We start from the raw sequence: 21,949 nt of genomic DNA on the forward strand, positions 1-21,949 counted from the left end.
TGCGAATCATGCGCTTGTTGGGCGCGGGCACTCGGGGCACGGCGTGAACGGACCGGGCCAGCCTCCGCGCTCGAGCAGGGTGGCGATCTGGGCGATAGTGGCGCAGCCGTCACGGAAGACCTGACCGTAGGTGAGCCGCACGGTGGTCAGCCGGCTGGTCACGGTGGCGGCCAGGTCGCGGGTCGCGTCCCGGTCCCGCGCGGCGGCGTTGTCGTGGAAGGCTTCGCCGTCGAGCTCGACGAGGACGCCGCAGTCGCTGTGGTCGACGTCGCGGTAAGCCCTCTTGCCGGCGATCCGCGTCGGCACCTGTCGTCGATCAACAGTGGGCAGACCATGGCGGCGTTCGAGGTCGAGGTAGCCGCGCTCGAGGACCGAGCAGGCGCCCGTCTCGAGGTCGGCGAGCAGTTCGAGCAGGACCGCGCGACCGCGGACGCGACGCCGCCCTCGCAGTGTCGCGGCGATGGCCGCGGCCGTCGTCTCCCGGGTCTGGCACGCGTCGGCGAAGACCTGGAACGCAGCGGCGAGGTCGCTCTTGTTCGCCGCCACGTCGATCGCGGCATGCTCGTAGGCAAGCCGCGGCGGGCTCTTGATCCACTGCACCCGCTCGTCGAACCCGGCGGTCCGGTGCGTCACGACGCCCGGCACCCGAGTCACCGACCGGCGATCGGACACGGCCACGTGAACCGGCCCGGACGTGCTCGGTGTCGGCAGGGCGAACTCGCGCGTGAGAGCGGCCGGCCAGTAGTAGAGGACGGCTGCCCACTCGCGCTGGAGGCGCGACGGCTCGCCGGTGTGGTTGACGTAGACGCCGGGGTGGATGGCCACGAGCTCACGGCGGCGGACCATCCGGGCGATGTCCCGGTCGGTCCCCTGCAGCTCGAGGATCTGCCGCCGGGAGACCACCCCCGACTGCACCCAGGTCAGGAGGTGGTCGAGTTCCTGGGTGTCGAGGCGCGGCTTGGCAGGCTCGGTCACGCGGCGGAGCGTTCCCCCGAGGGGGACGGCAGGCACCCGGCGTACGAGATCTGTGGACAGCCGCCCGACTAGGTTGGCCGGGTGCCACCGTGGAACACCTTCGTCGAGGGCGACAACCTCGACGTGCTGCCCACGGTCGCGGCCGAGTTCGGCGAGGTCGACCTGGTCTACATCGACCCGCCCTACAACACCGGCAACGATTTCGCCTACGCCGACGACATCCGGGCCCGGGACGGGCTGACCCGGCACGAGGCCTGGGTCGCGATGATGCGGCCCCGCCTGGTGGCGGCGCGGGCGGCGATGAGCGCCCGCTCGGCGATCTGGGTGAGCATCGACGACAACGAGGCGGCCCACCTGCGGCTGCTGATGGACGAGGTGTTCGGAGAGGCCAACTTCCTCGCCCAGGTGGTGGTCAACCTCAACCCCAAAGGCCGTCAGCTGGGCAACGGGTTCGCCACCAGCCATGAATACCTGCTGGTCTACGCCCGAGACGCCCGCACCACAGCGCTGCACGCGAGCAGCACCGAGACTGTCGACGAACGCGACTTCCCGCTGACGGACCTCGACGACCCGGGCGGGCGGCGCTATCGGCACCTGCCGCTGCGCAACACCAACAAGAAGTTCAACCCGGTCACCGCGCCGACCCTGCACTTCCCGGTCTGGGGCGACCCGGAGAGCGGTGCGGTCCGGACCGCCCCCTTCGCGGGCGCGGTCGAGGTGACGCCGGTGTTCGGCGACGGTACGCCGGCGGTCTGGCGCTGGAGCCGGCCGCTGATCGACGAGCGGCCCGGCGACCTGGTCTGTCGGCGGATCAACGGCCGAGGCGGCGAGCGGGTCGACGTGTTCCAGAAGGACTGGCTCGACCGCGACCACCGCGGGACCCGCCGCAAGAAGCTGCGCACCATCTGGCTCGCCGAGGAGGTCGGCTCGACCGACACCGCGGTGGCCGAGCTCAAGGAGATCGTCGGACACGTTTTCGAGTCGCCGAAGCCGACCGGCCTGGTGCGGCGGATCCTCGGCACCATGCCGGACGACGTGCTGGTGCTGGACTTCTTCGCCGGCAGCGGCACGACCGGGCACGCGGTGGCCCTGGCCAACCAGGCCGACGGCGGCACCCGGCGCTGCGTGAGCATCAACTCGGCAGAGCCCACCCGGGAGGGGTCGAACGCCCGCAACGCCGGGCTGCTCACCGTCGCCGACATCACCCGCGCGCGGCTGAGCGCGGTCGCCGAGCGGCACGGTGGCGGGCTCGACGTACGGCCGTGAGCTAGACGCCCGCGGCCTTCTCCAGGGCGGCGATCTCGTCGTCGAGGTGGGTCAGCAGCCGCTGCAGGTGCGGCACCGTCCGGCGGCAGCCGGTCAGGCCGAACGCCATCTGGCCGTCGTAGGACGTGCAGGTGATGTTGAGGGCCATCCCGTTGATGGGGATCGAGAGCGGGTAGGTGCCGGTGAGCTGGGCGCCGTTCCAGTAGTGGGTGGTGCGCGGGCCGGGGACGTTGCTGATGATGACGTTGTAGGGCGGGCGGACAATGCCCTGCATCCGCAGCATCGGGGTGAGGATGGCGGGGGCCTGGCCGATGGCGCTCATCGCGAGGATCTGTACCGGCGTCATCGACGACAGCGCCTGCTTGCCGTCCTTCATCGAGCGGTGGATGCTGGCGAGCCGGTCGGCCGGGTCGTGCTTGTCGGTCGCCATCTGCACCATGACCGAGCCGACCGCGTTGCCGCCCTCGGCCGAGGCGATCTGTGACTGCTTGGCGTTGAGGCCGACGGGAACCATCGAGACCAGCGGCGCCTCGGGGAGCGCGTCGAGCTCGAGCAGATAGGTGCGCAGCGCGCCGGAGCACATCGCGATCACGACGTCGTTGAGGGTGGTGCCGGTGGCCTTGCCGATCGCCCGGAGCCGCTCGATGGGCCAGTCCTGGGCGGCGAAGCGCCGCGACCCGGTGATCGGCTGGTTGAAGATCGTCCGCGGGGCGTAGAGCGACAGCGACGAGGTCTCGTTCTTGAGGCCCTTGGTGATCGTCTTGACCAGGGCGCTCGGCATGCCGGCCGCCTCGGTCGTGATGCCCATCGCGGCCCGCAGCGCGCTCATGGGCACCTCGGACAGGCTGTGGTCGGCCTCCTTCTTGCTGGCGCGCGGCCCGGTCGCCGCCCACGGCGCGGGCATGTTCCGCTTGTCGGGGTCGGTGCTGAGCACGCTGGCGAGCAGCCGCATCGCGGAGACGCCGTCGACGAGGGCGTGGTGGGTCTTGGTGTACATCGCGACCCGGCCGTCGCGCAGGCCCTCGATCACGTGGGCCTCCCAGAGCGGGCGCTCCCACGCCAGCCGGGTGCTGTGCAGCCGGGAGCAGAGCTCGAGCAGCTCACGGACGCGGCCGGGCTTGGGCAGGGCGCTGTGGCGGACGTGGTGCTCGATGTCGAACTGCTCGTCGTCCTTCCACACCAACTGGCCGCCGGTGCGCAGGGACCGGTAGGGGTGCTTGAGGAACAGCGGCGCGATCTCGTCGACGTCGCGCATCTGCTCGAACATCTCGCGGGTGTAGTCGCGGCCGGCGCCGTCGGGTTTCTTGAAGAGCTGGAGACCCCCGACGTGCATCGGCATGTTGCGGTTCTCCGCGAGCAGGAACCCCACCGCCGTGGGGTCGATCGGTGTGACCACCAGGAACCTCGCTGTCTTTACGTGTATCAACCCGTGGGCTCGGATCCTCCCTTGTGGTGACGACAGCCACAAGGGCAACCCGCTGGCCGTGCCGTTGCGCCGGCGCGGTTCCCGGGTGACCCTCGTCATAGCCCCCCGCCACCGTCCGTCCCTGGAGTCCGTCATGGCCGACCGCCGTTCCTTCCGTCGTGTGCTCGCGTTGGTGGCGCCGTTGGTGGCCGTCGTTCTCGGGCTGCCGTCCCCCGCCGCCGCCGAGACCTACTCCGAGCCGCTGCGGACCGCGGTCGAGGACCTCCCGGTGGCCGCCGAGGTGCGCACCGGCTATGCGCGCAAGCTGTTCCCGCACTGGATCGACGCGGACGGCGACGGGTGCAGCACCCGCAACGAGGTGCTGCTCGCCGAGGCCGACGACCCGCCCAGCGTCGGAGACGACTGCAAGCTGACCGGCGGCCGCTGGTACTCCTACTACGACGGCGTCTCGGTCAACGGTCCTGGCGGCCTCGACATCGACCACATGGTGCCGCTCGCCGAGGCCTGGGACTCGGGCGCGCGCACATGGACGACCGCGACCCGGCGGCTGTTCGCCAACGACCTCGGCGACTACCGCTCGCTCGTGGCCGTGACCGCCTCGGCCAACCGGTCGAAGGGCGACCAGGACCCCGACGAGTGGCTGCCGGACAAGCAGCAGTGCAAGTACGTCAAGCAGTGGGTCGCCGTGAAGCACCGCTGGCGGCTGACGGTCGACAGCGCCGAGAAGGACGCCCTGACGGCGCTGGCGGCGGACTGCACCAACACGACCATCACGGTCACGATCGCGCGGTAGGTGCACTCGGCGCCCGGCCATGGAGTCCCCTTCGGGTCCACAGGCCGGGTCCTTGGGCCGTCGTCCACAGGCGTCGTCCGCGGTCGCCCGGCCGTCCTCCCGCGCACCTAGCGTCGTCGGGACGCCGGACCGCCCGGCCCTCGATCTCGGGAGGAAGCCATGACCCACGTCCGCTCGCTGCTGCTCGCCGTCCTGCTCGCCGCCGTGCCCGTCGTCGGTCTCGCGACCGCGACCGGCTCGGCGGTGGGCGTGATGGCGCCGCCTGGCGACACCATCGTCGAGATCACCGGCGACGCCGCCAACGGCTTCGAGATCCGTCACTACGACGGCACCTCGCTCTTCCCGCCGACCAGCTCCGAGGCCCGCGCGGAGTGCGATGAATACTCCGGCCGCGTCGCCCGGGTGCGGTGCCGGACCGAGGTGCGGACGTGGTACCGGGACCTCGCCGACACCCAGCAGGCGCTCGACTGGGCACACCAGGCGGGCCCGGCGTGACGCCCGGCGTGACCCAAGCCCCCGCCGTCGTGCTCTGGCACGATCGGTCGTCATGGACGTCGGCGCGCTCGACCGGGCTCTCGCGCGCAGCCGTACCTCGATGGGGGAGCGGGTCGCCCGGGTCCGGTCCAAGGGCTTCCACATCGCGCAGTGCGCGGTCGCCGCCGGTCTCGCCTGGCTGATTGCCGCAGACCTGCTCGACCACGAGACCCCGTTCTTCGCGCCGGTGGCGGCGGTGGTCTGCCTGGGCACCTCCTACGGTCAGCGGCTGCGCCGGGTCGCCGAGGTGACGCTGGGCGTGGCGGTCGGGGTGTTCCTGGCCGACCTGCTGGCCATCTGGATCGGCTCGGGCTGGTGGCAGCTGATCGTGGTGGTCGCGCTGGCCATGAGCGTTGCCCTGCTGCTCGACGGCGGCCAGCTGCTGGTCATCCAGGCGATGGTGCAGTCGATCATCATCAGCGCGCTGGCCCCTGCGCCGGGAGAGGCGCTGGTCCGGGTCAGCGACGCCGCGATCGGCGGGGCGGTTGCGCTGGTTGCCGCGACCGTGGTCCCGGCGGCACCCCTGCGACGGCCGCGCGAGCAGGCGGCCAAGGTCGTCCGCAAGATCTCGGCGCTGCTGCGGGCGGCCGCCGAGGTGATGGACGACGGGCAGACCGAGCGGGCCCTGCTGCTGCTGGCCGACGCGCGGGCGACCGACGGGCTGATCCGCGAGCTGCAGGCCGCGGCCGACGAGGGCATGGCGGTGGTGACGTCGTCGCCGTTCCGGGTGCGGCACCGCTCCGACATCCGCCGGCTGGCCGAGCTGGTCGAGCCGATGGACCGGGCCCTGCGCAGCACCCGCGTCCTGGTGCGGCAGACGGCGGTCGCGGCCTACCACCAGCGACCGGTGCCGAAGTCCTACGCCCTGCTCGCGCTGGACCTCGCAGACGCGACCGACATGGTGGCCGAGGAGCTGGAGGCCGACCGGCTCGCCGTGGGGGCGCGGGACGCGCTGCTGGCGGTCGGTGAGGCGTCTGGGTTGGTCGGCCGCGCCGAGGAGATGACCGCGGAGGTGGTGCTCGTCCAGCTGCGGTCGGTCGTGGTCGACCTGCTGCTTCTGACGGGGATGACCCAGATCGAGTCGACCGAGGCGTTGCCACCCCCACCGCGATGAGCATCGAGACCATGAACATCGAGCAGTGGGTGCTGCACGTCGACCTCGACCAGTTCATCGCCGCGGTCGAGGTGCTCCGCCGCCCTGAGCTCGCGGGGTTGCCGGTCGTGGTCGGCGGTGACGGCGACCCCACCAAGCGCGGCGTGGTCGCGACTGCGTCCTACGAGGCGCGCGCGTTGGGTGTCGGTTCCGGGACGCCGCTGCGGACCGCCGCGAAGAAGATCCCGGACGCGGTGTTCCTGCCGGCCGACCACGCCGCCTACGGCGCCGCGTCGGCCGAGGTGATGGACACGCTCCGCTCGCTGGAGTGGGGTGGCCGGCCGGTGGTCGTGGAGGTCCTCGGATGGGACGAGGCCTTCGTGGCCGCCGGGCCGGTGGCGGAGGAGGCGGGGGAGGGGCCTCGGACGTGGATGGGGGAGGGGCCCGAAGAAGGTCCGCAGCCGGACGACCCGGACCCCGTCGCGTTCGCGGCGGAGATCCGCGAGCGGGTGCTGGCGGCGACCAGGTTGCACTGCTCGGTGGGGATCGGCGACAACAAGCTGCGGGCCAAGATCGCGACCGAGTTCGGGAAGCCGCGGGGGAGCTATGTGCTGACCGCGGAGAACTGGTTCGAGGTGATGGGGCAGCGGCCGACCCGGGCGCTGTGGGGGATCGGCGCCAAGACCGCCAAGAAGCTGTCGGCGCTGGGGATCGACACGGTCGAACAGCTCGCCCGGTCGGACGCGCGGATGCTCGCGGCGGAGCTCGGACCGACCATGGGGCCGTGGTACCACCGGCTCGGTCGGGGCGTGAGCGACAGCGTCGTCTCCGCGGAGCCGTGGGTGCCGCGCGCCCATGGCCGGGAGACCACGTTCCAGACCGACCTGGACGACTGGGACCGGATCGCCGAGGAGGTCCGGGCGCTGACCCGGCGGGTGGTCGAGGACATCGACCGTGAGGGCCGGCCGGCCGCGCGGGTGGGGCTCAAGCTGCGCTACCGGCCGTTCATCACCATCACCCGCAGCCTGACCCTGCCGCAGCCCACCAACGACCCGGAGAGGCTGGCCGAGGCGGCCGTGTCGCTGCTCGACCGGGTCGAGCGCGACCGGCCGGTCCGGCTGCTCGGCGTGCGGTTGGAGATGGTCGAGCCCGAGGGCGGCTACTGAGCCGTGCGGCCGACGCTGTCACGCAGCTCGCGCACGACGGAGTCGACGACCGCGACCAGGTCGCCGCCGGTGGCCTCGGCGACCGCGCGCTGGCGCTGGTACGACGCGCCGCGGCGCGGGATGTCGAGCACCGAGGTCAGCTCGGTGGCGCAGCCGAGCCGCTCGGCGACCGGCTCGAGCCGGGCCACCTCGTCGGCGAGGTCGTCGGTGACGAGCCGCTCGGTCGAGGCGGCGTCCAGGATGACGATGGCGTCGAGCCCGTAGCGGGCGGCGCGCCACTTGTTCTCCTGCACGTGCCACGGCGGCATGGTCGCCAGGGTCTCGCCGGCTGCCGCGCGGGCGTCGAGGTCGACGACGAGGCAGTGCATGAGGGCGGTGAGGGCGGCCAGGTCCTCGAACGTCGAGACGCCGTCGCAGACCCGGTTCTCCAGGGTGCCGAGCCTCGGCGCCGGCCGCAGGTCCCAGCGGATCTCGTCGAGCTGCTCGATGACACCTGTGGTCAGCAGGTCGTGGGCGTAGGACTCGAAGTCCGCCCAGGTGGCGAAGTCGAAGGGCAGGCCGGCCGTGGGGAGCTGCTGGAACATCAGCGCCCGGTTGGACGCGTAGCCGGTGTCGACGCCCGCCCAGATCGGGGAGGATGCGGAGAGCGCCTGCAGGTGCGGGTAGTAGCGGAGCAGGGCGGACAGCACGGGCATCACCCGCTCGCGGTCGGGCATGCCGACGTGCACGTGCACGCCCCAGATCAGCATCTGCCGGCCCCACCACTGGGTGCGGTTGATGAGCTCCTCGTAGCGGTGCCCCTCGGTGAGCTGCTGCCCGGTCCAGGAGGCGAAGGGGTGCGTGCCCGCGCCGAAGAGGTCGATGCCGAGGTCGTCACCTGCCGGCATCACCACCTCGAGTGTGCGGCGCAGGTCGGCCATCGCCTCGGGGACGGTGTGGCAGACGCCGGTGACGATCTCGACGGTGTTCTTCAGCAGCTCCTTGTGCACGCGCTCGGGGTTGGGCAGCCGGGCCTTGGCCCGCGCGAACAGGTGGGCGGCGTCGTTGCGCAGGTCGCGGGTTCGCCGGTCGACCAGCGCCAGCTCCCACTCCACGCCGAGCGTGGGCTCGGCCGAGGCATGGAAGTCGATCCGCACCCGATCAGCGTGGCACAGCGGCGGCCAGCCGCTCGGCGACGACCGCCCAGCCCTCCCCGCCGGCGTCGTCGACCAGCAGCCCGAACAGGTCCTCGTCGTCACTGACGTCCTCGCTCCGGCCGGCCCAGCGCAGGAGCGTGTTGGCGCAGTGGTAGCGCACGAGGTACTCCGGGTCGCGGACGCCGTCGGCCACCGTGTCGACGAGGCTGGGCGTGGGCGGGAACGCCGCGAGCCGGATCGCTGCGTCGATGCGGAAGCTCCAGAACACCGCCGAGGCCAGCACCTCGGCCACCGGCGCGGACCAGGCCGGGTCCCCGGTGAGCGCGAACAGGGTGGCGCCGCCCTCGACGCGGACGCCGGCGCCCGCACCCGGCATCGCCTCGGCCAGCATCCTGACGAAGCCGGCGCGCTGCTCCTCGGTCAGCGAGAGCTCGCGCGGAGTCTGCGCGGCCAGGCTGTCACCCTCGGCCAGCCCGGCGGCCAGCATCCTGGTCGCCAGCTCGGGGTCGGCGGCGAAGCGCGCCCGGAACTCCGCGAAGTCCGGCCCGTCGTGCCAGACCATGTAGGGCTCGCCGAAGGCCTCCTGGCGGTACGCCGCCCAGCTCGGGTCCGCGGCCGCCGAGCCGCTCATTGGCGGACGAGGCCTTCGAGGACCGCCAGCCAACGGTCCGCCGACCCGTCGAACGGCGCGCGGCGGGCCGTGACCGCGGCGTAGACGGCGTCCCGGCTGGCCTCCGCCAGCGCGATGACCTCCGGCGGGTAGCCGAACAGCACCTGGTGCTCGGCGAACTCGTCCTCGTCGTCGACGACCACCTCGCCCTCCAACGTCTCGATCACGTCCAGGTCGAGGTCGACCGCGCGGACGACCGGGCCGTCCCAGCGAGGCACAGTCGTCATGTCGACGTAGGTCCGCACCGACCCGCCAGGACTGTGGAAGGTCCCCAGCCAGGCACCGGCTGCGCCGGCGAGTGCCGGGACCACGCCGACCTGGTTGTTGGGCGGACGGACCTCCATGCCTGGGCGCGACATCAGCGTTCCTGCCGCGAAGCCGATCCAGTCGCCGTGCTCGTCCGAGCCGAGATAGACCCCGTCGAACTCCCAGTGGGGGCGGTCGCCCCACTTGGTGAGCTCGACGCGGATCGGGTCGCCGGGTTCGAGAGGCACCAGAGAGTTCTACACCTACTCGTGGACGGTGACCTTCGGGGGCACGACCCTCTTGGAGGTCTTGGCCACGACGTCCTGGTAGCGCGAGCCGAGCAGCTTCGCCATGTGGTGCAGGGCGTGGGCGTCGAGGCCGACGAGGACACGGGCCTTGTTCTTGAGGACGCCGTTGACGATGATCTCGGCGGCCTTCTCAGGCGTCATCTTCGCCAGCTTGTTGTCGAAGAGCTCGGCGGTCGCCGCCTTGTCCTCCTTGGCGGAGACCCGCGAGTTGCGGGCGATCGCGGTCTTGATCCCGCCGGGGTGGACCGAGGTGACGCCGACCGGGTGGCCGGCGACGAGCATCTCCTCGCGCAGCGCCTCGGACATGCCGCGCACGGCGTACTTCGTGGCGTTGTAGATGGACTGGCCCGGGATCGAGATGAGGCCGAACAGCGACGAGAGGTTCACGACGTGGCCGTCGCCCGAGGCGATCAGGTGGGGCAGGAACTCCTTGGTGCCGTGGAGGACGCCCCAGAGGTTCACGCCCACGATCCAGTCGATGTCGGCGTACTCGAGGTCGTTGAGGTCGCCGGTCAGCGAGACGCCGGCGTTGTTGACCACCACGTTGACCCGGCCGAAGTGCTGGACGACGTCGAGGGCGTAGCGCGCCATCGCGTCTCGGTCGGCGACGTCGAGGCGGTCGCTGCGCACCTTCGCAGCGCCGGCCCGCTCGACCAGGGCGACGGTCTCGGCGAGACCGGCCTCGTCGACGTCCGACAGGGCGAGCAGCGATCCGCGCCGGGCCAGGTTGACTGCGAGCGCGCGCCCGATCCCGGAGCCTGCTCCGGTGACGACGACGACCTTGTCGGTCAGGGTCCTCATGCGGGGACGTCCTCGCGGGCCGTGGCGGGCCGAGCGGCCCGCGACAGCGTGTACGCCGCGGGGTCGAACGACGCCAGCCGGCGCCGGAAGTCCCAGGTCGAGCGCGGCCACAGGGTCGTGTTCTTGCCGTGCGCGTCGAGATACCAGCTGTCGCAGCCGCCGGCGCTCCACACGGTGCGCTTCATCCGACCCTGCAGCGCGGCGTTGTAACGGTCGGTCGCGGCCTGGTCGACCTCGACCACGTCGTAGCCGCCCTTGCGCATCGTCCGCAGCGCGTCGCGGATGTAGGCGACCTGCGACTCGATCATGAACACCATGCTCGAGTGGCCCAAGCCTGTGTTGGGGCCGACGATGAAGAACAGGTTGGGGAAGTGGGGGACCGTCGTCCCCTTGTAGGCGGTCATCCCGGAGTCGCGCCACTGCTCGGCGAGCGTCCGGCCGTGGTGGCCGGTGATGCGCTCGGTGATCGGCAGCTCGGTCGTGTAGAAGCCGGTGGCCACGACGAGCACGTCGATCTCACGCTCGGTGCCGTCGGCGGTGACGATCGAGCTGCCGGTGACCTTGGCGATCGGGTCGGTGACCAGGTCGACGTTGTCGGCGTCGAGCGCGGGGTAGTAGTCGTTGGAGATGAGCACCCGCTTGCAGCCGAAGGCGAAGTGGGGTGTCACCTTCTCCCGCAGCTCGGGGTCCTTGATGCCCTTCCTGATGTTGGCCAGTGCCTGCTTCTGGGCCGGTGCGGAGATCCCGGGCCACAGCGTGAACGCCGGCACCGTGGCCTCCTTGGCCAGGTAGACGCCCGTTCGGTAGAGCCGCTGCAGCCCCGGCACGTAGCGCAGCGCCTTCCGCTCGAGGTCGCCGTAGGTGCGGTCGTTGCGGGGGATCACCCACGGGGCGGTGCGCTGGTAGACGTCGAGGTGACCCCCGGTGGCCTCCAGGGTCTTCTGGAGCTCGGGCACGACCTGGATGGCCGACGCGCCGGTGCCGATGACGGCGACCCGCTTGCCGGCCAGGTCGACCGAGTGGTCCCACCGCGCCGTGTGGAAGAGCGCGCCCTGGAAGGTGCCGACGCCCTCGATCTCCGGCAGCCGGGGTTCGGACAGCCCGCCGGCGCCGACGATGAGGGTGCGTGCCGACCAGGTGCCGCCGGAAGTGCGGACCGTCCAGCGCTGCTCGTCCGCGTCCCACGCGGCGCCCTCGACAGTGGTGTCGAAGACGAACCGGTCGAGGGTCCCGGAGCGGTTGGCGACCTTCTGGATGTAGGCCTGGATCTCGTGCTGCGGGGAGTAGGACGACGACCAGTCGGGGTTGCGCGCGAACGAGAACGAGTAGAGCTGGCTGGGCACGTCGCACGCCGCGCCGGGGTAGGTGTTGTCCCGCCAGGTGCCGCCCACGTCGGGGCCACGCTCGATGACCACGAAGTCGCGCTCGCCGTCCTCCTGCAGCTTGATGGCGGCACACAGGCCGGCGAACCCGGCGCCGACGATCAGGTGGTCGACACGATGCTGGTCGAGGGGCGTTTCAGTCACGAGCCCGACGGTATTGGCTTTATTGAACAAGTGTCAATAAAGTGCCTGGCGTGAGCACGACCACACGCACGCGGCTGAGCCCCGCGCGCCGGCGCGAGCAGCTGCTCGACCTCGGCGTGCGTCTCCTCGCGGACCGGTCGCTCGACGAGCTCTCGATCGACCTCCTCGCCGAGGAGGCCGGCATCTCGCGCGGGCTGCTCTACCACTACTTCGGCAACAAGGTCGCGTTCCACGAGGCCGTCGTCCGGCACGCCGCCGACGACCTGATCGCCCAGACCGCACCCCCGCCCGGCGGGGAGCCGCTCGAACGCCTGCTGGTCTCCGTGGCGGCGTACGTCGACTACGTCACCGCCAACTTCGAGGGCTACGTGTCCCTGGTCAAGGGCGCGGCCGGCGGCAACGAGACCCTGCGCGGCATCTACGAGGACGTGCGCGAGGTCCTCTCCGAGCGGATCTTCACCGAGGACGCCCAAGGCGACCTGATCCCCGACACCCCGCGCAACAGACTGGTCGCTCGTGGCTGGGTCGCGATGTGCGAGGAGCTGGTCACCGCCTGGCGGACCGACCCGGGTGAGATCACCCGTGAGGACCTGCTCGCGATCCTCACCAGTGCCCTGCCCGCACTGGTGGACGGGTCGGCCGCTTCAGGCTGAGGAGACGACTGCCGCGAGCTGGTCGAGGCCCCAGCTGAGGTCCGCCTCGGAGATGACCAGCGGCGGGGCGAGCCGGATCGTCGAGCCGTGGGTGTCCTTGGCGAGCACGCCGCGCGCCATGAGCGCCTCGCACACCTGGCGGCCGGTGCCGACGGCGGGGTCGATGTCGACCCCGGCCCAGAGGCCGCGGGTGCGTACGCCGACCACACCGTGGCCGACCAGGGCGTCGAGGCGGGCGCGCAGGACGACGCCGAGCTCGGTGGCGCGGGTCTGGAACTCGCCGGTGGCCAGCATGTCCACCACGGTCCGGCCCACGGCGCAGGCCATCGGGTTGCCGCCGAAGGTGCTGCCGTGCTGGCCGGGCCTGAGCACGCCAAGGACGTCCTCGTCGGCGACGACCGCGGAGACCGGCACGATGCCGCCGCCGAGTGCCTTGCCGAGGATGTAGAGGTCGGGGACCACGTCCTCGTGGTCGCAGGCGAACGTCTTGCCGGTGCGGCCGAGGCCGGCCTGGATCTCGTCGGCGGCGAACAGCACGTGGTTGGCCGTGCAGAGCTCGCGGACGCCGCGCAGGTAGCCGTCCGGCGGGATCACGACCCCGCCCTCGCCCTGGATGGGCTCGATGAGCACGGCGGCCGTGTTGGGCGTGATCGCGGCCTCGAGCGCGTCGAGGTCGCCGTAGGGCACCATGACGAACCCGGGGGTGAACGGCCCGAAGTGGTCACGGGCCTCGGGGTCGTCGGAGAAGCCGATGATGGTGGTCGTCCGGCCGTGGAAGTTGCCCGAGGCGACGATGATCTCGGCCTGGTCGGCGGGGATGCCCTTGACCTCGTAGCCCCACTTGCGGGTCACCTTGATCGCGGTCTCGACGGCCTCCGCGCCGGTGTTCATGGGCAGCACGAGGTCCTTGCCGCACAGGTCGCCGAGCGCGGCGCAGAAGTCTGCGAACTGGTCGTGCACGAAGGCCCGGCTGGTCAGCGTGAGCTGGTCGAGCTGGGCGTGGGCCGCGGCGAGCAGGGTGGGGTGGCCGTGCCCGAAGTTGAGGGCCGAGTAGCCGGCCAGCAGGTCGAGGTAGCGGCGCCCCTCGACATCGGTCATCCACGCCCCTTCGGCGTAGGCGACGACGACGTGCAGCGGGTGGTAGTTGTGCGCGGTCCTGGCCTGGGCGCGCTCGAACGCCAGCTCGCTCGGGGTGTTGATGGCGGTCTGGTCGCCGGCGTACGTCGTCATGCGGTCCTCCTCAGGTTCACCACCCAGATTGTCAGACAATCTTCGCCGAACCAAGTCGCACCGCCACTGTCGTGTCGCCGGGGTCGGAGGTCAACCGCACCGTGCCGTCGTGGGACCGCACGATCGCGTCGACGAGGGCCAGCCCCAACCCGGCGCCGCCGGCCCGGTTGCGGCTCGCGTCGCCGCGCGCGAAGCGCTCGAAGGCATGCTGCACCAGTCCCGGCGGGAAGCCGGGGCCGTCGTCGTGGACGTCGAACCCGTCGCGCCGGCCGGTGACCGTGACGGTGGTGCCGGCGGGCGTGTGCTTGCGGGCGTTGGTCAGCAGGTTGGTCACCACCTGGTGAAGGCCCTGCTCGTCACCGGTGACCTCGATCGGCTCGTCGGGCACCACGATCCGCCAGCGGTGTTCGGGCGCCAGGACCCGGGCGTCGTTGACCGCCTCGACGAGCAGCCGGGTGAGGTCGACGGCTTCGCGCCGCATCGGCCGGCCCGCGTCGAGCCGGGCCAGCAGGAGCAGGTCCTCGACCAGGGTCGTCATCCGCCCGGCCTCCTCCTCGACCTTGTCCAGGGCGGTGGCGCTGGTCTCGGCGCCGGGCCGGGTCCGGGCCAGCTCGGTGTAGCCGGCGATCGTCGACAGGGGGGTCCGCAGCTCGTGCGAGGCGTCGGCCACGAACTGGCGGACCTGCTGCTCGCTGCGGTGCCGCGCCTCCAGTGATGTCTCGACGTGGGCGAGCAGGGCGTTGAGCGCAGAGCCGACCTGGCCCACCTCGGTGCGCTCGTCGGTGAGGTGGTCGGGCACCCGCTCGGCGAGGTCGATGTCGCCCTCCGCCAGCGGTAGCGCGGCCACCGCGTGCGCCGTGGCGGCCACCTCGGTGAGGGGTCGCAGCTGACGACGCACGAGCAGCAGCCCACCACCTGCGGCGAGGACCGCGCCCAGGACGATGAGCAGGGCTTCCCAGCCGATCAACGCCGAGACGGCCTCTTCCACGTCCTCGGTGGGCAGCCCGGTGATCCGGGTCCCGTCCTCGGTCTCGACGGCGAACACGCGGTAGGAGTCCAACCCTGGGAGGTCGACCTCGTGAACGTCGTCGTCGGGAGGAACCTCGGCGAGCACCTCCAGCACGTCGTCGCCGAGCAGCTCCGTCGTCCCGGGCCCCGTGCCCAGCAGGTAGCCGCTCGTGCCGTCTTCGTCGACGAAGACGAGGATCGTGCCCGGGCGCAGGTTGCGGGGGTCGAAGAAGCCGCCGCCCGTGGCCGGAGGTAGGCCCGGGCCGGGCCCGTCGTCCCGCTCTCGGTCCGGGCGGGTGGCGGACTGGCGCAGCTCGTCGTCGACCTGGGCGGTCAGCTGCGAGTGCAGCGCCACGGTGGCGGCGACCCCGATGAGGACGGCCACGGTGACCACCAGCGCGACCGTGGTGAGGACGAGCCGGGCGGTGAGGGACGCGGGCCGCCTCAACACCGACTCACCCCACCGGCTTCAGCACGTAGCCGGCGCCCCGCATCGTGTGGATCATCGGGTCCCGGCCGGCGTCCACCTTCTTGCGCAGGTAGGAGATGTAGAGCTCGACGACGTTTGCCTGGCCACCGAAGTCGTAGTTCCACACCCGGTCGAGGATCTGCGCCTTGCTCAGGACCCGGCGCGGGTTGCGCATCAGGAAGCGCAGCAGCTCGAATTCGGTGGCGGTCAGGGCGATCGGGTCGCCGGCCCGGGACACCTCGTGGCTGTCCTCGTCGAGCTCGAGGTCGCCGACGACGAGCACCGAGCTGGACTGGGCGCGCTGCGCGCCGGCCCTGCGCATCAGCGCCCGCAGCCTGGCCACCAGCTCCTCGAGGGAGAACGGCTTGGTCACGTAGTCGTCGCCCCCGGCCGTGAGCCCGGCGATCCGGTCCTCGACGGCGTCCTTGGCGGTGAGGAAGACAACGGGTACGTCGGGCTGGGTGCCACGCATCCGGCGGAGCACCTCCATCCCGTCGATGTCGGGCAGCATCATGTCGAGCACGACGGCGTCCGGGCGCACGTCCTTGGCGGTGTTGACGGCTGACGTGCCGGTGTGTGCGGTGCTGACCTGCCACCCCTCGTAGCGCAGGGCCATGCCGATCAGCTCGGCGATGTTGACCTCGTCGTCGACGACCAGGACGCGCAGGGGTGACCCGTCGGGACGGGTCAGCTGGAGAGGCTCGGTGCTGCTCATACGCCTCACTCTCGGGCGGCTGCCTGTGGGTTTCCTGTGAACAGCCTTTCCTGCACCTGCGCACAGGTCCAGCACAGGTTCGGGGAGGACGCTCCCGGTATGAGCGAACACGACGAGGAGTCGCCGGCCGGCCGGGTCGGGTGGCGGGAGCGGGCCTACGGCATCAAGGGGGTCGCGGCCGTGGCGGTGGCCGGCCTGCTCGTCGGCGGCGGCGCGGGCGCGGCGATCCACGCGGCCACCGACCACGACGGCCGGGACGGCCGTCCGGGCCGGATGGGCTTCCAGCGCGGCCCGGGAGGGCAGATGCCGCCCGGCGGGTTCGGTGGACCGGGCGGGCAGATGCCGGGGCAGGGGCAGATGCCAGGTCAGGACGGGGGTCGGGGCCAGATGCCGGTGCCACCGCAGGGGATGCCAACCCCGCCGGGCGGAATGCCGCCGCAGCCGTCGACCCCGCCGCAGGACGGTGCGACCCCGGACGGGTCGGGCGACACGACCAGCGGGAACAACACCTAGGACAGGTCCTGGTCGCCGGCGATGTCCCGGACCGCCAGTGAGGCGAAGACCATCGCCGAGCCCAGGGGCGCGCCGGGACCGGGATAGACCGACCCGAACACCGACGCCGAGGTGTTGCCGCACGCGTAGAGGCCGGGGATCTCCGACCCGTCGTCTCGGAGCACCCGGCCGGCCGGGTCCGTGACCAGGCCGCCCTTGGTGCCGAGGTCGGAGAGCACGAAGCGAGCGGCGTAGAACGGCGGCTGGTCGCACGGCGTGAGGGCCTTGTTGGGGCCGGTCCCGCCGGCGAAGAACGTGTCGTACTCGTCCTGCCCGCGACCGAAGTCCTCGTCGACGCCGGTCTCGGCGAACCCGTTGAACCGGGCGACGGTGTCGACCAGTGCGTCGGCGGGCAGGCCGGCCGCGGACGCGAGCCCCTCGATCGTGTCGGCGGTGACCCAGGTGCCGGCCTCGAGGTGCGCGGCGGGGTCGCCCTCGGGCATCGCGATCGCCGGGAGCCGGCCGCCCTCGCGGTGGTCGAAGACGAACCACGACGGGATCCGCTCCGGCGACTGCGCCATCTCCCGGCCGAACCGGTCGTAGGGCAGGCACTCGTTGGCATAGCGGCGACCGGTCTGGTCGACCATCAGCCCGCTGCGGAAGCCGAGCGTGAACGAGCCCCCGCCGTCGGGCTGCTCGAGGCCGGGGCAGAACCAGCCGAGGGCGTGGAAGTCGGTGGCCGCGCCCAGGGCCATCGCGGCGGTCAGCGGCTCGCCGGTGTTGGTCGAGCGGGGGGCCATCGTCCAGGCGACCTCGCCGGGCACGGCGTGCTCGGCGCGCATCGCGGCGTTGCCCTCGAACCCGCCGGCTCCGAGGATCACTCCGCGCGTGGCCCCGATCTCGATCGGGCCCTCCGGGGACATGGCGGCGACGCCGACGACCCGGCCCGCGGGGTCGTGGGGGTCGACGACCAGGCCGGTCACCGGCAGGTTGGTGCGGATCTCGCCACCCTCGCGGACGACGATCGCCGCGAGCCGGGCGATCAGCGACTGCCCGCCGCTCAGGGTGTTGCGCCCGCCCTCGCCCGCGCGGTCCCGTTCGACCGGTGGGCGCACCAGCTCCGCGACCTCGGGCGGCAGGTCGCCGCGCTTGACGTTGGTGGGTTGGATGGACCGCCCGAACGGGACCCGGCCGGGTGCGTCGTAGTACTCCGAGAACGGCAGCCACTCGAAGTCCAGGCCCAGCTCCCCCTCCAGCTCGGCGACCAGCTCGGGGGAGTGGGTCAGGAACGCCTCGATCTTGTCCGCGCCCAGCCCGTCGTCCGGGGTCTCCAGGATCGTGGCGAGGTAGTCGCGGGCACCCTCCGTGGAGTCCGGGATTCCGGCCCGCTGCTGGACCTGGCTGCCGGGCAGCCAGCACGCCCCGCCGGAGTAGGCCGAGGTCCCGCCCAGATAGCGCGTCTTCTCCACGACCACGGTGCGCAGTCCAGCCCTGGCTGCGAGTGCCGCACCGGTCAGCGCCCCGCCACCGGACCCGACCACGACCACGTCGTACTGGTGCTCTGTCACCGGGCGATGGTCGCAACTAGAACGTGTTCTAGGCAAGGCGAACGGCACAATGGCCCGGTCATGGCCGGCCTGCTCGAGATCACCTATCCACCCGAGCTGCCGGTCAGCCAGCGGCGCGAGGACATCGCCGCGGCCATCCGGGACCACCAGGTGGTGGTCGTCGCGGGAGAGACGGGGTCCGGCAAGACCACGCAGCTCCCCAAGATCTGCCTGGAGCTCGGCCGGGGCGCGGGCGGGCCCCGTGGCGGGATCATCGGCCACACCCAGCCGCGGCGGATCGCCGCGCGGTCGGTGGCCGAGCGGATCGCCAGCGAGCTCGGCACCGAGCTGGGCGACCTGGTGGGCTACCAGGTCCGCTTCACCGACCGCACGTCGAAGCGGAGCCGGGTCAAGCTGATGACCGACGGCATCCTGCTCGCCGAGCTGCAGCGCGACCGGGACCTGCGCCGCTACGACACGATCATCATCGACGAGGCCCACGAGCGCAGCCTCAACATCGACTTCCTGCTGGGCTACCTCAAGCGGCTGCTGCCCCGCCGCCCCGACCTCAAGGTCGTCATCACCAGCGCGACCATCGACGTCGAGCGCTTCGCCGCGCACTTCGACGCGCCGGTCGTCGAGGTGTCCGGGCGCACCTACCCCGTCGAGGTCCGCTACCGCCCCCTGATGGAGCTGCCGGAGGACGACGAGGAGGGCGAGCCGATCGTCCGCGACCAGACCGAGGCGATCGTCGAGGCGGTGGCCGAGCTCAAGGCCGAGGGGCCAGGCGACGTCCTGGTCTTCCTGCCCGGCGAACGAGAGATCCGGGACACCGCCGATGCACTCGCCGAGGCCACCGACAACCGGACCGAGATCGTCCCGCTCTACTCCCGGCTCTCGGCCGCCGAGCAGCACAAGGTCTTCGCCTCCCACACAGGACGGCGGGTGGTGCTCGCCACCAACGTCGCCGAGACCTCGCTCACCGTGCCCGGCATCCGGTACGTCGTGGACACGGGCGTCGCCCGGATCAGCCGCTACTCGGTGCGGACGAAGGTCCAGCGGCTCCCGGTCGAGGCGATCAGCCAGGCCTCGGCCAACCAGCGGTCCGGTCGCTGCGGCCGGCTCGAGGCCGGGATCGCGATCCGGCTCTACTCCGAGGAGGACTTCGCGCGGCGGCCCGAGTTCACCGAGCCCGAGATCCTGCGCACCAACCTGGCCAGCGTCATCCTGCAGATGACGAGTCTCGGGCTCGGGGACATGGCCGACTTCCCGTTCGTCGAGCCGCCGGACCGGCGCAACGTCACTGCCGGCATCCAGCTGCTGGAGGAGCTGGGTGCCATCTCCGGCCGCGGCCTCACCAAGATCGGGCGGCGCCTGGCCCGGCTGCCGATCGACCCGCGGCTGGCCCGGATGATCCTCGAGGCGGAGCGCCTCGGCTGTGTGCGCGAGGTGATCGTCATCGCGGCGGCGCTCTCCCTCCAGGACCCACGTGAGCGGCCCGGCCCCGACCAGCCGGCCGAGCAGGCGCGAGCCGACCAGCTGCATGCCCGGTTCGTCGCGGAGGGCAGCGACTTCCTCACGTGGCTCAACCTGTGGCGCCACCTCAAGCAGCAGCAGAAGGAGATGGGGTCCAGCGCGTTCCGCCGGATGTGCCGGCGCGAGCACCTCAACTACCTCCGGGTCCGCGAGTGGCAGGACTTCGAGTCCCAGCTCCGCCAGGTCTGCAAGGAGATGGGGATCCGGATCGAGGCGGGTGGTTTCGAGGCTCGCGCCGCTCGCACCTCAACCACCGAGATCGACGCCGACGGGATCCACCAGGCGCTGCTGTCGGGCCTGCTGAGCCACATCGGACTGCTCGAGGAACGCGACCGCAAGGACTCGGCCCCGGTCCAGGGGGCCGCGGGAGTATCTCGGCGCCCGCAACGCGAGGTTCGCGATCTTCCCGGGCAGCGTGCTGAAGCGGAAGAACCCGCAGTTCGTGATGGCCGGTGAGCTCGTCGAGACCGGTCGCCTGTGGGGGCGGCAGGTCGCGGCGATCCAGCCTGAGTGGGCCGAGCGGCTCGGCGCCCACCTTGTGAAGCGGACCTACGCCGAACCGCACTGGTCGCGCAAGCGGGCCGCGGTCATGGCCCGCGAGCGGGTCACGCTCTACGGCGTCCCGTTGGTGGCGGACCGGCTGACGTCGTACGCCAGAGTCGATCCCGCCCTCTCACGCGAGCTCTTCATCAGGCACGCGCTGGTGTATGGCGAGTGGCACACCAACCAGCGCTTCTACCGCAAGAACCTGCAGCTCCTCGAGGAGGCCGAGGAGCTCGAGCACCGGGCCCGGCGACGGGACCTGGTGGTCGACGAGCACACGCTGTTCGACTTCTACGACGCCCGGATCGGCGAGGAGGTCGTGAGTGGGGCCCACTTCGACCGCTGGTGGAAGGAGCGCCGCCGCACCGAACCCGACCTGCTCACCTTCGACCCGGCGATGCTCACGCACGCGACGGCCGGCGAGGTGCGGGCCGAGGACTATCCCGAGGTCTGGCGCAGCGGCGCCGACGACCAGGGGCTGACGTTCCCGATCAGCTATCACTTCGAGCCCGGCGCGGCCGAGGACGGGCTCACCATCGACGTGCCGGTGGCGACCCTCAACCAGGTCAGCGACGAGGACTTCAGCTGGAACGTGCCCGGCCTCCGGGAGGAGCTCGTGACCGCGCTGATCCGGAGCCTGCCCAAGCACCTCCGGGTGAGCTTCGTCCCAGCGCCCGACCGGGCCCGCGCCTTCCTCGCCTCGGTGCCCGCCGGCGACGAGCCGCTGCTCGACGCGCTCGAGCGCTGGGCCCGCGCCACCACCGGCGTGGTCGTGCCCCGGGACGCCTGGGACTGGTCCAAGGTGCCCGAGCACCTGCGGCCGACCTACCGTGTCGTCGACGAGGGCGGCACCGAACAGGCGCGCGGCAAGGACCTCGAGGCGCTCAAGGAGCCCCTGCGACCGCAGTTCGCCAAGGCCCTGGCCGAGGTCGCCACGGACTCCGGGCTGAGCCGCACCGGCGAGACCGCCTGGGTCTTCGGCGACGTCCCCGTGTCGACCAGCCGCCGGCGGGCCGGGCACGAGGTCGTGGTCCACCCAGCCCTAGTCGACGAGGGCACGACCGTCGGCCTGGGCGTGTTCGGCTCGGCCGACGAGGCGCAGGCCCGGCACCGGCTCGGGGTCGCCCGGCTCGTGCTGCTCGGCTCCGCCCGTGCCGACGGCGTGGTCGCGGGCCTGTCCAACGCCGAGAAGCTCGGCCTGGCCGGGTCGCCCTACGCCTCGGTCGCAGACCTCGTCGAGGACTGCCGTCTCGCCGCCGTGCTGGAGGCCGTGGACGCCCGCGAACCGGTCCGCACCGAGGTGGCGTACGACGCCCTGCTGGCCGACGTGGGCGCCGACCTGCCGGACCGCGTGCGGGGACTCCTGGCCGACGTGCTTTGGGCCCTCGAGGGCTGGCGCGAGGCCGACCGCGTGCTGAGCGGCCGGGCCGAGATGACCCTGCTCCCGGCGCTGACGGACATGAGGGCCCAGCTGGCCCGGCTCGTGCACCCCGGCTTCGTCGCGGAGGCCGGACCGACGCGGCTGCGCCGCTACCCGGCGTACCTGGCTGCGCTCCGGCATCGGCGCGAACGGCTGGATGACGGCGTCGTCGTGGTCAACAGGGACCGCCAGCAGCTGGCGATGGTGGCGGGTCTCGAGGACGCCTACCTGCACGCGGTCGCCGCGCTGCCCGACGGCCGTCCACCCGGAGCGGAGCTGCGCGGTGTCCGCTGGCTGCTGGAGGAGTACCGGATCTCGCTGTTCGCCCAGCAGGTCGGAACCGCCGGACCGGTCTCCGACCAGCGCATCCGCAAGGCACTCGCTGCCGCCACGTAG

At 72.0% G+C, this 21,949-nt stretch carries 18 protein-coding genes and 1 pseudogene; 8 read left to right on the plus strand and 11 right to left on the minus strand.

Features of this window, described 5'->3' with window-relative positions; all coding sequences use genetic code 11:
* Positions 1–6 precede the first annotated feature (6 nt).
* Positions 7–975: a hypothetical protein gene (locus tag ACYVC6_RS10600; RefSeq protein ID WP_460713773.1), complete on the minus strand. Its 969-nt coding sequence runs from the start codon at positions 973–975 to the stop codon at positions 7–9.
* A gap of 81 nt (positions 976–1,056) precedes the next feature.
* On the opposite strand from ACYVC6_RS10600, the gene ACYVC6_RS10605 reads away from it, so the two are divergent.
* Positions 1,057–2,241: a site-specific DNA-methyltransferase gene (locus tag ACYVC6_RS10605; RefSeq protein ID WP_460713774.1), complete on the plus strand. Its 1,185-nt coding sequence runs from the start codon at positions 1,057–1,059 to the stop codon at positions 2,239–2,241.
* Between the two features lies 1 nt (position 2,242).
* Here the strand turns inward: ACYVC6_RS10605 and ACYVC6_RS10610 are convergent, their stop codons facing one another.
* Positions 2,243–3,637: a WS/DGAT/MGAT family O-acyltransferase gene (locus ACYVC6_RS10610; protein WP_460713776.1), complete on the minus strand. Its 1,395-nt coding sequence runs from the start codon at positions 3,635–3,637 to the stop codon at positions 2,243–2,245.
* Positions 3,638–3,800: 163 nt separating this feature from the next.
* Between ACYVC6_RS10610 and ACYVC6_RS10615 the strand changes: the two genes are divergently transcribed.
* The 4 genes from ACYVC6_RS10615 (at position 3,801) to ACYVC6_RS10630 (ending at position 7,253) form a co-directional block, all read left to right on the plus strand.
* Entirely contained in the window at positions 3,801–4,460 is a 660-nt protein-coding gene (locus tag ACYVC6_RS10615) for an HNH endonuclease family protein (RefSeq protein WP_460713778.1), read from the plus strand.
* Positions 4,461–4,619: 159 nt separating this feature from the next.
* Positions 4,620–4,955 carry a hypothetical protein gene (locus ACYVC6_RS10620; protein WP_460713780.1) on the plus strand — a complete coding sequence of 112 codons (336 nt, stop codon included), beginning with the start codon at positions 4,620–4,622 and terminating at the stop codon, positions 4,953–4,955.
* A gap of 52 nt (positions 4,956–5,007) precedes the next feature.
* Positions 5,008–6,108 carry an FUSC family protein gene (locus ACYVC6_RS10625; RefSeq protein WP_460713782.1) on the plus strand — a complete coding sequence of 367 codons (1,101 nt, stop codon included), beginning with the start codon at positions 5,008–5,010 and terminating at the stop codon, positions 6,106–6,108.
* Positions 6,105–7,253 carry a DNA polymerase IV gene (locus ACYVC6_RS10630; RefSeq protein ID WP_460713784.1) on the plus strand — a complete coding sequence of 383 codons (1,149 nt, stop codon included), beginning with the start codon at positions 6,105–6,107 and terminating at the stop codon, positions 7,251–7,253. The genes ACYVC6_RS10625 and ACYVC6_RS10630 overlap by 4 nt, the downstream gene beginning before the upstream one ends.
* Here ACYVC6_RS10630 and ACYVC6_RS10635 read toward each other — a convergent pair.
* The 5 genes from ACYVC6_RS10635 to ACYVC6_RS10655 are packed head-to-tail and all read right to left on the minus strand — an operon-like array spanning position 7,247 to position 11,940.
* Positions 7,247–8,389: a glutamate--cysteine ligase gene (locus ACYVC6_RS10635; RefSeq protein WP_460713786.1), complete on the minus strand. Its 1,143-nt coding sequence runs from the start codon at positions 8,387–8,389 to the stop codon at positions 7,247–7,249. The two genes, ACYVC6_RS10630 and ACYVC6_RS10635, sit on opposite strands and share 7 nt — an antisense overlap.
* 4 nt (positions 8,390–8,393) lie before the next feature.
* Positions 8,394–9,020 (minus strand): hypothetical protein, encoded by a 627-nt coding sequence (locus ACYVC6_RS10640; RefSeq protein ID WP_460713788.1) that lies wholly within the window; start codon positions 9,018–9,020, stop codon positions 8,394–8,396.
* The gene (locus tag ACYVC6_RS10645; RefSeq protein WP_460713790.1) at positions 9,017–9,553 is read right to left on the minus strand and encodes a DUF402 domain-containing protein; all 537 of its coding nucleotides are present in this window, start codon (positions 9,551–9,553) and stop codon (positions 9,017–9,019) included. Before ACYVC6_RS10645 ends, ACYVC6_RS10640 begins: the two co-directional genes overlap by 4 nt.
* Before the next feature lie 15 nt (positions 9,554–9,568).
* Positions 9,569–10,414 (minus strand): SDR family NAD(P)-dependent oxidoreductase, encoded by an 846-nt coding sequence (locus ACYVC6_RS10650; protein ID WP_460713792.1) that lies wholly within the window; start codon positions 10,412–10,414, stop codon positions 9,569–9,571.
* Positions 10,411–11,940, minus strand: coding sequence for a flavin-containing monooxygenase (locus tag ACYVC6_RS10655; RefSeq protein ID WP_460713794.1), 1,530 nt, complete (start codon positions 11,938–11,940; stop codon positions 10,411–10,413). Before ACYVC6_RS10655 ends, ACYVC6_RS10650 begins: the two co-directional genes overlap by 4 nt.
* 50 nt (positions 11,941–11,990) lie before the next feature.
* Between ACYVC6_RS10655 and ACYVC6_RS10660 the strand changes: the two genes are divergently transcribed.
* Entirely contained in the window at positions 11,991–12,593 is a 603-nt protein-coding gene (locus ACYVC6_RS10660) for a TetR/AcrR family transcriptional regulator (protein WP_460713796.1), read from the plus strand.
* Here the strand turns inward: ACYVC6_RS10660 and rocD are convergent.
* Genes rocD through ACYVC6_RS10675 form a run of 3 tightly spaced genes read right to left on the minus strand, consistent with a single transcriptional unit; the run spans position 12,585 to position 16,015 of the window.
* Positions 12,585–13,823, minus strand: a complete 1,239-nt coding sequence (gene rocD / locus ACYVC6_RS10665) for an ornithine--oxo-acid transaminase (protein ID WP_460713798.1) — start codon at positions 13,821–13,823, stop codon at positions 12,585–12,587. The genes ACYVC6_RS10660 and rocD overlap by 9 nt on opposite strands.
* A gap of 31 nt (positions 13,824–13,854) precedes the next feature.
* Positions 13,855–15,282: a sensor histidine kinase gene (locus ACYVC6_RS10670; protein ID WP_460713800.1), complete on the minus strand. Its 1,428-nt coding sequence runs from the start codon at positions 15,280–15,282 to the stop codon at positions 13,855–13,857.
* Positions 15,283–15,286: 4 nt separating this feature from the next.
* On the minus strand, positions 15,287–16,015 hold the full coding sequence (locus ACYVC6_RS10675; RefSeq protein ID WP_460713802.1) for a response regulator transcription factor: 729 nt from the start codon (positions 16,013–16,015) through the stop codon (positions 15,287–15,289).
* A gap of 99 nt (positions 16,016–16,114) precedes the next feature.
* Between ACYVC6_RS10675 and ACYVC6_RS10680 the strand changes: the two genes are divergently transcribed.
* Positions 16,115–16,528 carry a hypothetical protein gene (locus ACYVC6_RS10680; RefSeq protein ID WP_460713804.1) on the plus strand — a complete coding sequence of 138 codons (414 nt, stop codon included), beginning with the start codon at positions 16,115–16,117 and terminating at the stop codon, positions 16,526–16,528.
* Here the strand turns inward: ACYVC6_RS10680 and ACYVC6_RS10685 are convergent.
* On the minus strand, positions 16,525–18,075 hold the full coding sequence (locus ACYVC6_RS10685) for an FAD-dependent oxidoreductase (RefSeq protein WP_460713806.1): 1,551 nt from the start codon (positions 18,073–18,075) through the stop codon (positions 16,525–16,527). The two genes, ACYVC6_RS10680 and ACYVC6_RS10685, sit on opposite strands and share 4 nt — an antisense overlap.
* A 60-nt stretch (positions 18,076–18,135) precedes the next feature.
* Here ACYVC6_RS10685 and hrpA point away from each other — a divergent pair.
* A pseudogene (gene hrpA / locus ACYVC6_RS10690) lies at positions 18,136–21,949 on the plus strand (ATP-dependent RNA helicase HrpA).

This window comes from Nocardioides dilutus (assembly GCF_054779555.1).

Coding starts and splice junctions, on each gene's coding strand:
- ACYVC6_RS10615 (WP_460713778.1), top strand. CDS start 3,801: ATGGCCGACCGCCGTTCCTTCCGTCGTGTGCTCGCGTTGGTGGCGCCG.
- ACYVC6_RS10620 (WP_460713780.1), top strand. CDS start 4,620: ATGACCCACGTCCGCTCGCTGCTGCTCGCCGTCCTGCTCGCCGCCGTG.
- ACYVC6_RS10625 (WP_460713782.1), top strand. CDS start 5,008: ATGGACGTCGGCGCGCTCGACCGGGCTCTCGCGCGCAGCCGTACCTCG.
- ACYVC6_RS10630 (WP_460713784.1), top strand. CDS start 6,105: ATGAGCATCGAGACCATGAACATCGAGCAGTGGGTGCTGCACGTCGAC.
- ACYVC6_RS10640 (WP_460713788.1), bottom strand. CDS start 9,020: ATGAGCGGCTCGGCGGCCGCGGACCCGAGCTGGGCGGCGTACCGCCAG.
- ACYVC6_RS10650 (WP_460713792.1), bottom strand. CDS start 10,414: ATGAGGACCCTGACCGACAAGGTCGTCGTCGTCACCGGAGCAGGCTCC.
- rocD (WP_460713798.1), bottom strand. CDS start 13,823: ATGACGACGTACGCCGGCGACCAGACCGCCATCAACACCCCGAGCGAG.
- ACYVC6_RS10675 (WP_460713802.1), bottom strand. CDS start 16,015: ATGAGCAGCACCGAGCCTCTCCAGCTGACCCGTCCCGACGGGTCACCC.
- ACYVC6_RS10680 (WP_460713804.1), top strand. CDS start 16,115: ATGAGCGAACACGACGAGGAGTCGCCGGCCGGCCGGGTCGGGTGGCGG.